General features: G+C 65.3%; 11 protein-coding genes. 4 read left to right on the plus strand and 7 right to left on the minus strand.

The window, feature by feature from the left end; all coding sequences use genetic code 11:
- Window positions 1-138: 138 nt before the first annotated feature.
- From dusB to OSB52_RS05225, 3 genes are all read right to left on the minus strand, one after another.
- Complete coding sequence (dusB, locus tag OSB52_RS05215) at window positions 139-1,317, minus strand: tRNA dihydrouridine synthase DusB (RefSeq protein ID WP_266060565.1); 1,179 nt, start codon at window positions 1,315-1,317, stop codon at window positions 139-141.
- 32 nt (window positions 1,318-1,349) lie between these two features.
- Complete coding sequence (locus tag OSB52_RS05220) at window positions 1,350-2,348, minus strand: acyl-ACP desaturase (protein WP_266060528.1); 999 nt, start codon at window positions 2,346-2,348, stop codon at window positions 1,350-1,352.
- A gap of 341 nt (window positions 2,349-2,689) precedes the next feature.
- Entirely contained in the window at window positions 2,690-3,202 is a 513-nt protein-coding gene (locus OSB52_RS05225; RefSeq protein ID WP_235725910.1) for a nuclear transport factor 2 family protein, read from the minus strand.
- A gap of 178 nt (window positions 3,203-3,380) precedes the next feature.
- Between OSB52_RS05225 and OSB52_RS05230 the strand changes: the two genes are divergently transcribed.
- Entirely contained in the window at window positions 3,381-4,781 is a 1,401-nt protein-coding gene (locus tag OSB52_RS05230; RefSeq protein WP_266060531.1) for a WS/DGAT/MGAT family O-acyltransferase, read from the plus strand.
- A 23-nt stretch (window positions 4,782-4,804) separates the two neighbouring features.
- On the opposite strand, the gene OSB52_RS05235 is transcribed toward OSB52_RS05230, so the two are convergent.
- The 3 genes from OSB52_RS05235 to OSB52_RS05245 form a co-directional block, all read right to left on the minus strand.
- Window positions 4,805-6,820 (minus strand): NAD(+) synthase, encoded by a 2,016-nt coding sequence (locus OSB52_RS05235; protein WP_266060532.1) that lies wholly within the window; start codon window positions 6,818-6,820, stop codon window positions 4,805-4,807.
- Between the two features lie 74 nt (window positions 6,821-6,894).
- Window positions 6,895-8,052 carry an acyl-CoA dehydrogenase family protein gene (locus OSB52_RS05240; protein WP_266060533.1) on the minus strand — a complete coding sequence of 386 codons (1,158 nt, stop codon included), beginning with the start codon at window positions 8,050-8,052 and terminating at the stop codon, window positions 6,895-6,897.
- Between the two features lie 10 nt (window positions 8,053-8,062).
- Complete coding sequence (locus OSB52_RS05245) at window positions 8,063-9,259, minus strand: acyl-CoA dehydrogenase family protein (RefSeq protein WP_266060566.1); 1,197 nt, start codon at window positions 9,257-9,259, stop codon at window positions 8,063-8,065.
- A 364-nt stretch (window positions 9,260-9,623) separates the two neighbouring features.
- Between OSB52_RS05245 and OSB52_RS05250 the strand changes: the two genes are divergently transcribed.
- The 3 genes from OSB52_RS05250 (at window position 9,624) to OSB52_RS05260 (ending at window position 13,970) form a co-directional block, all read left to right on the plus strand.
- Window positions 9,624-11,003, plus strand: coding sequence for an MFS transporter (locus tag OSB52_RS05250; RefSeq protein ID WP_266060534.1), 1,380 nt, complete (start codon window positions 9,624-9,626; stop codon window positions 11,001-11,003).
- A 138-nt stretch (window positions 11,004-11,141) separates the two neighbouring features.
- On the plus strand, window positions 11,142-12,275 hold the full coding sequence (locus OSB52_RS05255; protein ID WP_266060535.1) for a thiolase family protein: 1,134 nt from the start codon (window positions 11,142-11,144) through the stop codon (window positions 12,273-12,275).
- Window positions 12,276-12,326: 51 nt separating this feature from the next.
- Complete coding sequence (locus OSB52_RS05260; RefSeq protein WP_266060536.1) at window positions 12,327-13,970, plus strand: class I adenylate-forming enzyme family protein; 1,644 nt, start codon at window positions 12,327-12,329, stop codon at window positions 13,968-13,970.
- Window positions 13,971-14,115: 145 nt separating this feature from the next.
- Here OSB52_RS05260 and OSB52_RS05265 read toward each other — a convergent pair.
- Window positions 14,116-14,332: hypothetical protein (locus tag OSB52_RS05265; RefSeq protein ID WP_266060538.1), on the minus strand; the 217-nt coding region annotated here is incomplete at its 5' end.

The following is a 14,332-nucleotide window of genomic DNA, read 5'->3' on the forward strand; positions in this document are numbered from 1 at the left end:
GCACCGGGTTGTCGGCTCTCGCGCACCAGCTCTGGCGCACCATGACATGGCTCCGCGCACGCGGAACCTCCGCGTCATAGTACTGATTGCACCTGAGAAGATCTCTCAGCCACCATGCGGACAAGCGCAATGGGCAGGTCATCCACCCGAGTGCATCACCTCGGCGCCTTCGGGCACGACGTCCTCGTACGGGTCGTCTAGCCATCCCTCCGGCAACGCCACCTTGGCCGGGGAGCCCTGCCGACCGCGGGGTCCGTGACCGTCGTCGGGAAACGGTGCGTCGTCGGGCAGCGTCGCGACCAGTTCGCGCAGCTCCTCGAGGGTGCCGACGAGAGCGAGTCGGTTACGCAGGTCCGAGCCGGCCGGAAAGCCGCGCAGGTACCAGGCGACGTGTTTGCGGATCTCGCGCATGCCCTTGTTCTCACCGTGGTGGGCAGCGAGCAGTTCACCGTGGCGCACGATGATCTTCGACACCTCGCCGAGATTTGGCGCAGCAGGCGCCTCGAGCCCGTTCAGTTCGGCGGCGAGTTCGGCGAAGAGCCACGGTCGGCCGAGGCAACCGCGGCCGATCACGACCCCGTCGCACCCGGTGTGACGCATCATCGCGACCGCGTCGGCGGGCTCGAAGATGTCGCCGTTGCCCAGGACCGGCACCTCGGTGACGTGGTCTTTGAGGCGGGCGATCTCGTCCCAGTCCGCGGTGCCCGAATATCGTTGAGAAGCGGTGCGCGCGTGCAGGGCCACGGCCTGTGCGCCTTCGCCGGCGGCGATGCGGCCCGCGTCGAGGTGCGTGTGGTGCTCGTCGTCGATGCCGATCCGGAACTTCACGGTCACCGGGATCGAGGTGCCTTCGGTGGCCTTCACCGCGGCTGCGACGATTCGCTGGAAAAGCTTGCGCTTGTAAGGAATTGCCGATCCGCCGCCCTTGCGGGTCACCTTGGGGACCGGGCAACCGAAGTTCATGTCGATGTGGTCGGCGAGGTTCTCGTCGACGATCATCTTGGCCGCGGCGTAGGTGTTCTCGGGGTCTACGGTGTAGAGCTGCATCGATCGCGGATTCTCGTCCGGACCGAAGGTCGTCATGTGCATGGTGACCGGATGTCGCTCAACGAGTGCGCGGGCGGTGACCATCTCACACACATACAGACCCGACACCGTGCCGGTGCGGGCCAGTTCGAGTTCGCGGCACAGGGTGCGGAAGGCGACGTTGGTGACCCCGGCCATCGGGGCCAGCACGACGGGGCTGGCCAGTTCGATGGAACCGATCCGCAGAGCTGCGGCTCCGGCTTCTGGAGACGCCGAACCGGCGCCTTCGATGTCCGAAGGCGCCGGGCGGTTGATGGTCGTGGTCAGGATGCCTGCTGCTCCCGTTCCCGCTTCTTGGCCTCGCGGGCGAGTGAGCGGTCGCGCATCTCCTCGAAGCGGATGGTGTCCTTTTCGAGTTGTTCGAGGAAGTTGCCGAGCTCCTCGCGGGTCTTCTCGCCCTCCGCGGAGAAGTCTTCGCGTTCGAAGACCTTCCACTTTCGCAGAACGGGCATGATGACCTCTTCGAGGTGCTGGCGCAGGTCGTAGATGCCGTGCTTGGCCATCAGCACGCCGTTGCGGCGGAAGTTCGGCATCCCCGCGCCGGGCATCTGGAAGTTCGTCACGATGTCGGTGACCGCGCGCAGCGTCTGGTCGGGCGAGATGTCCATGCCGGCGCCGCAGATGTTGCGGTAGAAGATCATGTGCAGGTTCTCATCGGCGGCGATGCGCTGCAGCATCTTGTCGGCGATGGGGTCCGCGCAGGCCTTGCCCGTGTTGCGGTGGCTGACACGAGTGGCGAGCTCCTGGAAGGTGACGTAGGCAACCGAATGCAGCAGGCCGACCTCCTCGCCCTTTTCCTTCATCTCCTCGGCACGGTCGGCTGCGGCCAGCAACGGATCGTAGCCGTTGGTCATGTGGATCATCCGGGCCTCTTCGAGGGCGACCGGGTCGACGCCGCGGGTCACCACGAGGTAGTCGCGCATGACGATGCCGTGCCGGTTCTCCTCGGCGGTCCAGCGGCCTACCCAGTGGCCCCAGGCCGAGTCCATCGAGAAGTTCTCGGCGATCACTCGGTGGTAGGAGGGGAGGTTGTCCTCGGTGAGCAGGTTGGTGACCATCGCGGCCTTGGCGACTTCGTCGAGCTGAGACTGCTCGGGGTCGTAGTCGACGCCGCCGAGAGCGGCGAAGTTGCGGCCCTCGTCCCACGGGACGTAGTCGTGCGGGTTCCAGTCCTTGGCGATCTTCAGGTGCCGGTTGACGTTGTCCTCGGCGACCGGTGACAGCTCCTTGAGCAGTTCAAGCTGAGTCAGCTCGCGTGCCATACTTTCCTCCGAACGGTGTTGTCCGCATGTCGTGTCTGGTGGTCTCGGCGCCCGACTGACACGGTGATCAGTCGTCCAGGGTACGTCACCGGGCCGGTCGACCCAAGTCCATACCTACGCAATCGTAACCGCGGCCCCGCTTCGTTACGTGCGGCTCGCGTGTCCTCGGTCACCTGCCTCGACCTCGTGCTCGTTGCCTGTCGATGGTGCCCGATACCGGCCGATCATCGGTACCGCTCGCAGTGAATTCACAGCAAAACAGGCGGATTCACCACCGGCCGGGGGATCACATCCAACATCGCCGGGCATGCGCCGAATGCCCGGCGCGTGATCGTCGGGTGCTACCGGCGCCGGGCGAACATCGCACCGACGGTCTCCCGCCACCGGAGGGCCTCGGCGTCAAGGGTGCCGAGTTGCTCGGCCTTCTCACACCAACGCGCCGCGGCCTGTCCGAACTCCAAGGGGTTGTACACATCTTCTTCGCACGACCACAGACCGTCCCCGGCGTAGGTGAGGATCGTCAGGTTGGTGGCCGTGATGTGGGTGCCGTCGCCGGGGTCGCGCATGGGGTTGTCGACCTCGCAGATCACCCGCCCCGTCGGTGCGTCCACCACGTGCCACAGGGCTGGAAAGCCGGTCATGTGGCTGCCGGGGAACGTGGTCATGGTCTTCCAGATCCAGGTGCGGATCTCCTCGCGCCCGGCCATGGTGCCCAGCGCGTGCTCGATGTAGCGGGCGTCGGTGGTGAACATCTCGGCGAAACGATCCCAGTCACGGGTCACCGCGATCTCGGCGACCGTCTTCTGGAAGACGCGAAAGGCGTCGTCGAGCTCGGCGTGGCTGTATGTGCTCATCGGGAGGTGACCCTACCCTGAACGTGTTCTCATTCGGGTGGCTTCGCCGCAGCCGGTCACCTGAGCTGAACCGGCCCGTCGCGGCGCGGGCCTCAGGCATGATGAGGACGGTTCGCAAACGGCGGGCATCACCCGGGGTGGCTCGGCAGTGAGATCGGTGGGAGCAGATGGTGATCGTATGCAACGGTTGAGCGGACTCGACGCGTCATTCCTGTACTTGGAGACCCGATCTCAGCTGATGCAGGTGATCGGGTTGATGGAGATCGACCCGACGACCGTGCCCGGTGGTTACAGCTTCGAGAAGATGCGCGACGAACTCGAACGCCGCATCGCGGCCATGCCGGCTTTTCGACGCAAACTGGACAATTCGATGCTCAACATCGATCACCCGGTGTGGATCGAGGACGAACGGTTCGACATCGAGCGACACGTGCATCGCGTGGCGGTGCCCGCACCCGGTGGCGAACTCGAGGTCGCCGAACTGTGCGGACATCTTGCCGGGCAGACCCTCGACCGTGGAAAGCCGTTGTGGGAGTTGTGGATCATCGAAGGGATGGCCGACGGCCGGATCGCCGCGATGCTACGGATGCACCACGCCGGCACCGACGGGGTGACCAGCGCCGAGATGCTCGCCCAACTGTGCACGCTCACACCCGAATCCCCGGATCTCGACACCGCGAAGATGCAGGAGACGGCCGGCCCGTCGTCGCGGACCTCGATGGCCGTCGGTGGGGCGGTCAATTTCTTCGTGCAGCGACCGATCGCGATGGCGAAGTTGGTGCCCGGTACTGTCGGCGTCCCGATCGGATGGTTTCGCCGCAGCCGCTCCAAGTCGGCCATGCCTGCGCCGTTCCAGGCGCCGCGGACCCGCTTCAACGGGCCGATCACCCCGCATCGGTCGATCGCGCTCACCCAGCTGTCCCTTGACGACGTGAAGAGGGTCAAGAACCGGTTCGGCGTCACGATCAACGACGTCGTGCTCGCCATCACCGGCGGAGCGTTGCGTAGCTACCTGCTCGAACACGACGAGCTACCCGAACAGCCGCTGATCGCGATGGTGCCGGTGTCGGTACACGGGTCTGATGAGAGCTCACTGGTCACCACCGGCACCAACAAGGTGACCGGCATGTTCACGCGGTTGCCGTCGGATCTCGGCGACTCGGTCGCGCGGGTGGAGCGCGCCGCCGACCTCACCCGGACCTCCAAGGAGCATCACGCAGAGATCGACGCGAACATGTTGCGCGGCTGGGCCCAGTTCGCGCCGGGAACCACGATGTCGACGCTGATGAAGTTCTATGGCGATCGCCACCTCGCGACAAGTCATCCGCCGATCTTCAACGTGCTGGTATCCAATGTCCCCGGCCCCGATTTCCCGCTCTACTTCCTCGGTGCGCGGGTGACGTCGGTGTATCCGCTCGGGCCGATCTTTCACGGCCTCGGGCTCAACATCACCGTGTTCTCCGCCGACGGTCACATCAACGTCGGCGTGGTCGCCTGCACCGACCAGACACCCGACGTCTGGTCGATCGCGCACGCCTTCGACGAGGAACTCAAGCAGCTGCTCGAGGCCTGCGACTGACTCCGGTCACGGCGGGCGGTCGGTCAGAAGCTGTCGAGCCACGCGCGGGCACCCGAGTCGCTGGGGGCCCGCCAATCCCCGCGCGGGGACAGTGAACCACCGGAACCGACCTTCGGTCCGTTGGGCATCGCGCTGCGCTTGAATTGACTGTTCATGAACCGCGTCAAGAACACCCGGAGCCAACTGTCGATGGTGGCCGCATCGTATTCGTTGCGCCGATCAGCGGTCAGCAACTCCGACCACGCGCCGCGGTCCCGGTCGCCCCACGCCTGGCCCGCCAGGTAGGCGATTTTCTCGGGACGGTAACCGAACCGGGTGAGGTGATACAGGAAGAAGTCGTGCAGCTCGTAGGGGCCGACGGTGTCCTCGGTGCTCTGGATGCGACCGTCGTCGTCGGCCGGCACCAGCTCCGGTGAGATGACGTCGTCGAGGATCTCGGCCAGAACGTCGGCCGTCTCGTCGGAATAGGCGCCGGTGGCGATCATCCACCGGATCAGGTGTTGGATCAGCGTTTTGGGCACCGACGAGTTCACGTTGTAGTGCGACATCTGGTCGCCCACCCCGTAGGTGCACCAACCCAGTGCCAGCTCGGAGAGATCTCCGGTGCCCAACACGAACGCGCCGTGGTGGTTGGCCAGCCGGAACAGATGCGAGGTCCGCTCGCCGGCCTGTACGTTTTCGAAGGTGACGTCGTAGAGTTGCTCGCCACGCGCGTACGGATGGCCCAGGTCGGCGAGCATCTGCTCGCAGGACGGACGGATGTCGATCTCGGTGCCGCTCACACCGAGGCTGTCCATCAGGATGTGTGCCCGCCGCAGCGTTGCCGATCCGGTCGCGAAACCGGGCATCGTATAGGCGAGGATGTTCTCGCGCGGCAGCCCGAGTCGGTCAAAGGTGTCCACCGCGACCAGCAGCGCCAGAGTGGAGTCGAGACCGCCGGACACGCCGATGACGATCTTGTCCATGCCGGTGGCGCGCAGCCGCGCGGCGAGTCCTTGGACCTGGATGTTGCCGACCTCGCGGCAACGCGCATCGCGGTCGGCGGAATCCGCGGGCACGAACGGGAATCGAGGGACCGCGCGGCGCAGGCTGTCGTCTGCCGAGGCAGTCTCGCCCAGGGTGAATCGGATCCGGCGCAACGGCTTGAGGCCGTCGGCGAAATCGCCGACCTGGTCGCGCAGACTGATCATCCGCATCCGTTCCTGACGCAGCCGATCCAGGTCGATGTCGGCGGTGATGGTCTGTGCCTCCATCGCGAACAGCTCGGAGCGTGCCAGCAGGGTGCCGTTTTCGGTGATCAAGGCGTCGCCGTCCCACGCCAGATCGGTGGTCGATTCCCCGAACCCGGCCGCCACATAGATGTGGGCGGCAACGCACCGAGCGGAGTGGCTGGTGCACAAGGACTTTCGATAGCCCTCTTTGCCCACGGTGACCGGGCTGCCGGAGAGGTTGGCCAGCACTGTCGCACCGCCCAGCGCTGCCCAGGTGCTCGGCGGGATGGGCACCCAACCGTCCTCGCAGATCTCCACGTGAACCCGAAAACCCTCGAGGTCGGTCGCCTCGAAGATCAGATCCGCCCCGAACGGCACGTCGCGGCCGAGCACGGTCACGGTGGTGACCGGTGCGTCGCGGGCGGCCGCGAAGAAGCGCTGTTCGTAGAACTCCCGGTAATTGGGCAGATACGACTTCGGCACCACGCCCAGCACCTCGCCGTCGTGGATCACTGCGGCGCAGTTGTAGAGGCCGTCGCCGACCTGCAGCGGCAACCCCACTGCCACCACCGGCCGCAGCCCCGTCGTCGCCTCGACGATCGTCGCCAGACCTGCCAGACAGGCGTCGATGATCGCGTCCTGGTGAAACAAGTCGTCGATGCTGTAACCGCACAATCCCAACTCCGGGAACACCACGAGAGCCGTGCCATCGTCGGCGGATGCGCGCACCTGTTCGATGATGCGTTTGGCATTGGTGGCCGGGTCGGCGAGGGCGACGAGTGGGACCGCTCCGGTCACCCGGGCGAATCCGTGGTCATAGACAGACACACTGCGAGCCTATCCGAGGGCCGCCCGGTCCCACGTCGGTCCTCGCGTCGGCGGTGCCACCATGACCGAGTCCGCTACAGCCCCAGGTCCTTGGCGATGATCGTCTTCATCACCTCGTTGGTGCCGCCGTAGATTCGCGACACTCGGGTGTCGGCGTAGAGGCGGGCGATCGGGTATTCCAGGATGTAGCCGTACCCGCCGTGCAGTTGCAGACATTTGTCGATGACCCGGCCGGCGGTCTCGGTGGCGAACAATTTCACTCGTGCCGCGTCGGGCACCGAGAGATCCCCGGCGTTGTGCAGTTCCATGGCCCGGTCGACGAACTGCCGGATCGCCTCGACCTCGGTGGAGCATTCGGCAAGCACGAACTTGGTGTTCTGGAACGACGACACCGGTTTGCCGAAAACATCGCGCTCGGTGGTGTATGCCAGCGCGTGCTGTACCGCGGCCGCGGCGGTGGCCGATGCGCCGACCGCGATGGTCAGCCGTTCCTGCGCGAGATTGTGTGTGAGATACGAGAATCCCGCGCCCTCGTCGCCGAGGCGGTCTTCGACGGGAACGCGAACCGAACTGAACGCCAGCTCCGCGGTGTCGGATGCCTTCAGCCCGATCTTCTCCAACTTGCGGCCGACGGAGAACCCTTCGGAGGTGGTGTCGACAACCAGGATGGAGAGCCCGGACCGGCGGTTGTCCGCGTCGAACGGCGAAGTGCGACAGACGACGAGGACGCGGTCGGCGAGTGCACCACCGGTGATGAATGTTTTCGCGCCGTCGAGCACGTAGTGGCTGCCGTCCTCGGACAGCGTGGCGGTGGTGGAGATGTTCGCGAGGTCCGAACCGGTTCCCGGCTCGGTCATCGCGATGGCGAACATGATGTCGCCGGAGCAGAATCCGGGCAGCCAGCGGTGCTTCTGCTCGTCGGTTCCGTACTCCATCAGGTAGGGCAGGATGAGATTCGAATGCACCGAATAGCTGCCGAAGGTCACGCCGGCCGCCGATGTCTCCTCGGCGATCACCATTGAGTAGGTGAAGTCCTTGATGCCGCCGCCGCCGAACTCCTCAGGCGCTTCGATGCCGAGCACGCCGAGTTCGCCGAGCCGATTGTAGAAGTTGCGCGGCGGGTGGCCCTGCTTCTCCCAGTCGTGGTAGTGCAGCACGACCTCTTTGGCGATGAAGTCGCGAAGGGTCTTGCGGAATGTCTCGTGATCGTCGTTGAACACGGTGCGCTGCATGGTTTTCCCCTCAGTTCTCGCGGTAGTCGCGCAGTAGTCCCTTGCTGATGATCTGCTTCTGGATCTCGCTGGTGCCCTCACCGATGAGCAGAAACGGCGCCTCCCGCATGAGCCGTTCGATCTCGAAGTCTTTGGAGTAGCCGTAGCCACCGTGGATGCGAAAGCTTGCCTGGGTGACCTCCGCGCAGTACTCGCTGCACAGGTATTTGGCCATTCCGGCCGACACGTCGTTGCGGTCGCCGGAATCCTTGAGTCGGGCGGCGTTGACCATCATCAGGTGTGCGGCCTCCACCTTGGTGGCCATTTCGGCGAGGCTGAACGCAATCGCCTGGTGCTGTGCGATCGGCTTACCGAAGGTTGATCGTTGCTGGGCGTAGCGGACGGCGAGCTCGAAGGCGCGCTGGGCCACTCCACAGGCGCGTGCAGATACGTTGACCCGGCCCACCTCGACCCCGTCCATCATGTGGGCGAACCCGCGGCCCGGGAAGCCGCCGAGAATGTCGTCGGCCGAGGCGCGGTAACCGTCGAAGATGAGCTCGGTGGTGTCGATTCCCTTGTAGCCCATCTTGTCGATCTTGGTCGGGATGGTCACCCCGGGGAGCACTTCGCCGAACCCGGCGGGTTTCTCCACCAGGAAGGTGGTGAGATTCTTGTGCGCCTTGTCCTGGCCCTCCTCGGTCCGCACCAGCGCGGCCACCAGCGTCGAACTCGCGCCGTTGGTCAGCCACATCTTCTGGCCACTGATCGAGTAGTCACCGTCGGCGGTGCGCTTGGCGGTGGTCTTGATCGCGGCCACATCCGAACCGAGTTCCGGTTCCGACATCGAGAACGCGCCGCGCACTTCGCCGGTCGCCATCCGTGGCAGGAATCTGCGCTTCTGTTCCTCGGTGCCGTGCTGACGCAGCATGTAGGCAACGATGAAATGGGTGTTGATCACCCCGGACACGCTCATCCACCCGCGCGCCAGTTCTTCGACGCACAACGCGTACGTGAGCAGCGACTCGCCGAGCCCGCCGTATTCCTCAGGGATCATCAGGCCGAACAGGCCCATGTCGCGCATCCCGTCGACGATCTCCTGTGGATATGAATCGTTGTGCTCGAGTTGCTGGGCGTTCGGGATGATCTGCTTGTCGACGAACTGTCGGACGTTCGCCAGAATCTCGGTCTGGATGTCGGTGAGACCCAGGGTCTGTGCGAGGCGGGCCATTGTGACCTCTTCTCTTTTGGGTGCGGTTCGGCCGGGGAGAGACAGTCGTGCCGTGATGCCGACGGTGGCCGGCATCACTGAACCCTCTCAGCATGCCCTGCAGACCTCGGTAGCGGAACGAGGTCATCGACTAACGATCTGTTAGCGGGAGCCAATGACGGGTGGTCGCGGGACATGGTGACCGCACCCATAGGTATTCGCAGTCTGTCGATTCGTCGAACCGGCATTGCCCGCCATTGCGCGGGAGGGGTTCAATGATCGCAGATGTGATCCACGACACGATGATGTTCGAGCCTCGCTCACGTCACCTGTGCTGATTACTTCGCTCGACACCCCCATCCATTTTCCGTCGAAGGAGGACGACATGCCCACCATCAAGGCCAGATCGGACGCGGCCACCGGAGGTGCGCCCGTGACCGACGCAGTCCCCGCCGATGGCGCGCTTCGGCGCCGGGCATGGGGACTGACCTCCCTGCTCGTCGCTCTGTATGTCGTCAACTATGCCGACAAGGCAGTCCTCGGGATCATCGCGCAGCCACTCGCCGACGAGTTGGGTTTCAATTCATCGCAGATCGGTCTGGTCGGCAGCCTCTTCTTCCTCACCTTCACGATCGGCGGGTTCTTTGCCGGCGCTTTGAACCGATGGCTGTCGCTGCGGTGGGCGTTGGTCATCCTGGCCGTGTGCTGGGCGGCGGCCATGCTGCCGATGGTGGCGGTCGCTGCGTTCTCGGTGCTCATCGTGAGTCGGTTGTTCCTAGGATTCGCCGAGGGGCCGAGTTCGGCGCTGCTGCACACGGCCGCTTACTCGTGGCATCCACCGGCCCGCCGAGCACTTCCCGGCGCGCTGTTGGCCGGGGCTGCGTCGATCGCCAAGATCGCCATCGCGCCGATCCTGGCGGTCATCACCGTCAACCTCGGCTGGCGGGCAGCCCTGATCACGCTTTCGGTCGCGGGTCTGTTGTGGTGCGTGGTCTGGCTGGCCACCTGGAAGGACGGACCCTATATCGCGGGCGGCAAGCAGCCCAAGGGCTCGGGCGACAGCACGTCGGTTACGTCGGTATCCGGTGCAGACGAACCTGCTGTGCCGTGGGTGCGGATCTTCACCACCCGGACCTTCATCAGCGCCGCACTTCTGGTGATGAGCGTGTACGCGCTGGTCACGGTGGTGCTGACCTGGTTGCCCTCCTATTTCGAGAAGGGATTGGGTTACAGCCGATTGGAAGCCGGGTCGATGTTCGCGCTGCCCTCGATCGTCGGTCTCGCGATGATGCTCGTGACGTCCGTGGTCGGTGACCGGCTGATCTCTCGCGGTGCGACATCACGCAAGTTGCGGGTGATCGTCCCCTCGACGGGCGTGCTCGTCGCCGGCGTGCTGTTGGTGACCCTCCCAGCGATCAGTACCCCGGCCCTCGCGGTGTTGGTGGTCTCGCTCGGCTACGGCTGCGCCACCTCGGTGTTCCCGCTGTTCAACGCAGCCATCTCGGAAATCTGCCCGCCGCGCCAGACCGCCGGGACGCTGGGTGTTTTCCTCGCGATCATGGCCATCGGCGGTCTGGTCGCCCCGTACGCCACGGGCGTCATCGTCGACAACGCCTCGACCCCGGCGGCCGGCTACGCGACCTCGTTCCAGATCATCGGCATCGTTGCCTCCGTATGTGCGGTCCTCGCCCTGGTGTTCGCGAATCCGGAGCGGGACAAGGTGCTGGTGCGCCGGGACCTGCCGGTCGGCGCGCACGCGACATAGGCGAGGGCTATCGCACCGTGAGTGTGAAACATCTTGTGCTCGTATGCCGCACGAGGTTCATTCGATGGGAGGGCGCGTCTCGCCACCGCAGCCGAGCCGCACATCAGTACAAGCCGCATTTCAGTTCAAGGAGATCCCATGCGTGATGCAGTGATCGTCGATGCCGTCCGCACGCCGATCGGACGTCGACGCGGCGCCCTGTCCGGCATCCATCCCGCTGACCTGTCGGCACATGTGCTCGAGTCGTTGGTCGAGCGGACCGGGCTCGATCCGGCCGTGATCGACGATGTCGTCTGGGGGTGTGTCAGTCAGACCTCCGAGCAGGCAGGCAACGTCGCGCGTACTGCGATTCTGGCCGCCGGTTGGCCGGAATCGGTGCCGGGCACCACGGTGACCAGGGCCTGCGGATCCAGCCAACAAGCGCTCAGTATGGCTGCGGCCGCGGTGATCTCCGGTCAACAGGACGTCGTGGTGGCCGGCGGTGTGGAGTCGATGAGCCGAGTGCCGATGGGGAGCGCCGCGCCCAACGGGGAGAGTCAGCCGCCCACCGTCCTCGACCGGTACGGCGTCGATCGCTTCAGTCAGGGCATCGGGGCGGAGATGATGGCCCAGAAATGGTCGCTGAGCCGGACCGCCCTCGACGAGTTCTCCCTTCGCTCACACGAACTCGCCGCCCAAGCCGCTGATGCGGGCGCCTTCGACGGGCAACTGGCGCCGATCACCGGCGTCCTCGAAGGGGATGAGGGCATTCGGCGTGGCGGCACGCTCGAGTCGATGTCGGCGCTCAAGCCCGCTTTCCGAGAGGACGGGGTTATTCACGCCGGCAATGCTTCTCAGATCTCCGATGGCGCGGCGGCGTTGCTCGTCATGTGTTCGCAGACTGCGGCTAAGCTCGGGTTCACGCCGATTGCCCGGGTACACACGGCGGTGGTAGCCGGTGACGACCCCGTCATCATGCTCACCGGCCCGATCGCAGCAACTGCGAAAGCTCTCGAGCGGTCCGGTCTGACCATCGGCGACATCGGCGCGTTCGAGATCAACGAGGCGTTCGCGCCGGTGCCGCTGGCCTGGCAGATCGAGACCGGTGCTGACGCGGATCGGGTGAATCCGCTCGGCGGCGCCATCGCGGTGGGCCATCCGCTCGGTGGCTCCGGCGCGATTCTCATGACGCGACTCGTACATCACATGCGCAACAACGGTATCCGGTACGGCTTGCAGTCGATGTGCGAAGCCGGCGGGATGGCCAACGCCACCATCGTCGAGCGTCTCTGACGCCGGCCCGGCGAGGACATGCATTCGGGGCGCACCGAGACAAGGAGATCGATGAGCACGGAGCTGAACTACCCGGACATCACGATGGCGGCGCTGCCACCGAGTATGGCGCGGATGTACGGTTCGCGGGCCGCTGTGGTCGACGAGGACCGCGTACTCACCTACGACGAACTCGATGTGGCGACGGCACGTGTGTCCGCGGCGCTGCGTGCCGCGGGTGTCGGGGACGGCGACGTGGTGCTGTTGCATCTGGGCAACAGCATCGAGTTCATCGTCTGCTACTACGGTTCGTTGCGCGCCGGTGCGGCTGTCACGCCGGTCAATCCGTTGCAGCCGATGCCAGGCTTGCGAGCACAACTGGCCGAGACCGGAGCGTCGATTGCGTTCACGGGCAGTGCGCAGCTCGATCGTCTCCTCGAAGCCGACAGCGATCACGGTGTGACCGCTGTCGTGCTGGCCGATCGGCCCGGTATCGATGTCGAAACCGTTCCGGACGGTGTGATCACCTTGGCGGAGTTCACTGCCGGCCATACCGATCCGGCGATCACCGACGTGGTCGGATCGGATCTGGCGCATCTCGCCTTCACCGGCGGCACGACGGGGGTGTCGAAGGGGGTCCGGGTGCTGCACCGCAATGTCGTGGCGAATGTGACGCAGATGGTCGGGTGGCGGGCCGGTCATGCGGTGGTCGCCGACGCGACCGGACTGGTGCGGCTCGAGAGCCGCGACGGCGCCGATGGGCGCGGCGTGGTTCCAGGGTCGGCGGCGACCGTTGTGGTGTCACCGCTGTTCCACGCACATGCCCTGATCAACATGTCCTTTCTGCTGCTCTGCGGCGCCACCCAGGTGCTGGCCGGCCGATTCGATCCGGCGGGCATGCTCGAACTGATCGAGCGGCATCGGGCCACGTATGTCACGGGAAGCCCGGCGATGTGGCACGCACTCGCCTCACACCCCGATGTCGCTCATCGTGACCTGACGTCGGTGCGCGTCGTGTCCTCTGGTGCCGCCCCCATCGATCAGGTGACGTTGGAGACGCTGACATCGGCGTTCCCTGCGGGCGCGGTCGTCGAGGGTTACGGACTCACCGAGGCGACCTGCCTGGTGTCGTCGGCTCCGCTGACCGGCGACGGCGAGTATCGGCTCGGCAGTGTCGGACTACCTACATTTGACACCGAGATCCAGATTCGGTCCGCCGACGACCGTGCGACCGTTCTGGAACCCGGGCAGCGTGGCGAGCTCTGGGTCCGCGGACCGCAGGTCACCGACGGCTATCACAACCATCCCGAGATCACCGCCGCTCAGTACGTCGACGGATGGCTCGACACCGGCGACATCGCTTATCGCGACGACGACGGCTACCTCTACATCTGCGATCGGGCAAAGGACATGCTGATCTACAAGGGCTACAACGTGTATCCGCGTGAGCTCGAGGAGATTCTCGTCACCCACCCGGACGTCGCCGCGGCGGCCGTCGTCGGTCGCGAGGCGGGCAGTGTGGGCCAGGAACCCGTGGCCTTCATCGTCGCAGCAGCCGGTCACCAGGTCGACACCCATCGCCTGCAGGCCTACGTTGCCGAACAAGTGTTGCCGTACAGAAAGATCCGGGACGTCCTCGTGGTGGATTCGCTACCGACGTCAGCCGCCGGCAAGGTCCAGAAGGTTGCGCTCCGGGAGCGTCTGGTCACCGCATGACGGTTGCGACGGTCGCAGGGGGACGAGTGTCGGTGGGTGCCGACCCGCCTGCTGATCGAGCCTGCTGATCGAGCGTGCTGACCGACCGGCCGCGATGGTGTCGCGTCCGTCGCTGACGTTCGGGTCGGTCGGTCAGCAGGCTTGTTCACACTGTTGAGTTGTCAAGGTACAGATGCGGTCCCGACGAGATCGGGTGCGGTCTGGTGTCCCGCGTCGGAATTTCGTTGATGATTTCGACGTCCAGGTGGCGCCTCGCTTCGTTGGCGTCGTCGCAGGTACATCCAGTACCTGCTCCTCCGCCGCCTCGCGATGCATCCACCTGGATCGCCGAACTCATGAAACGAATTTCCGACGCGGGACAC

The sequence above is a fragment of the Gordonia aquimaris genome (genome assembly GCF_026262595.1).
Classification (GTDB): Bacteria; Actinomycetota; Actinomycetes; order Mycobacteriales; family Mycobacteriaceae; genus Gordonia; species Gordonia tangerina.

Coding starts and splice junctions, on each gene's coding strand:
- OSB52_RS05220 (WP_266060528.1), bottom strand. CDS start 2,348: ATGGCACGCGAGCTGACTCAGCTTGAACTGCTCAAGGAGCTGTCACCG.
- OSB52_RS05225 (WP_235725910.1), bottom strand. CDS start 3,202: ATGAGCACATACAGCCACGCCGAGCTCGACGACGCCTTTCGCGTCTTC.
- OSB52_RS05230 (WP_266060531.1), top strand. CDS start 3,381: ATGCAACGGTTGAGCGGACTCGACGCGTCATTCCTGTACTTGGAGACC.
- OSB52_RS05240 (WP_266060533.1), bottom strand. CDS start 8,052: ATGCAGCGCACCGTGTTCAACGACGATCACGAGACATTCCGCAAGACC.
- OSB52_RS05245 (WP_266060566.1), bottom strand. CDS start 9,259: ATGGCCCGCCTCGCACAGACCCTGGGTCTCACCGACATCCAGACCGAG.
- OSB52_RS05250 (WP_266060534.1), top strand. CDS start 9,624: ATGCCCACCATCAAGGCCAGATCGGACGCGGCCACCGGAGGTGCGCCC.
- OSB52_RS05255 (WP_266060535.1), top strand. CDS start 11,142: ATGCGTGATGCAGTGATCGTCGATGCCGTCCGCACGCCGATCGGACGT.
- OSB52_RS05260 (WP_266060536.1), top strand. CDS start 12,327: ATGAGCACGGAGCTGAACTACCCGGACATCACGATGGCGGCGCTGCCA.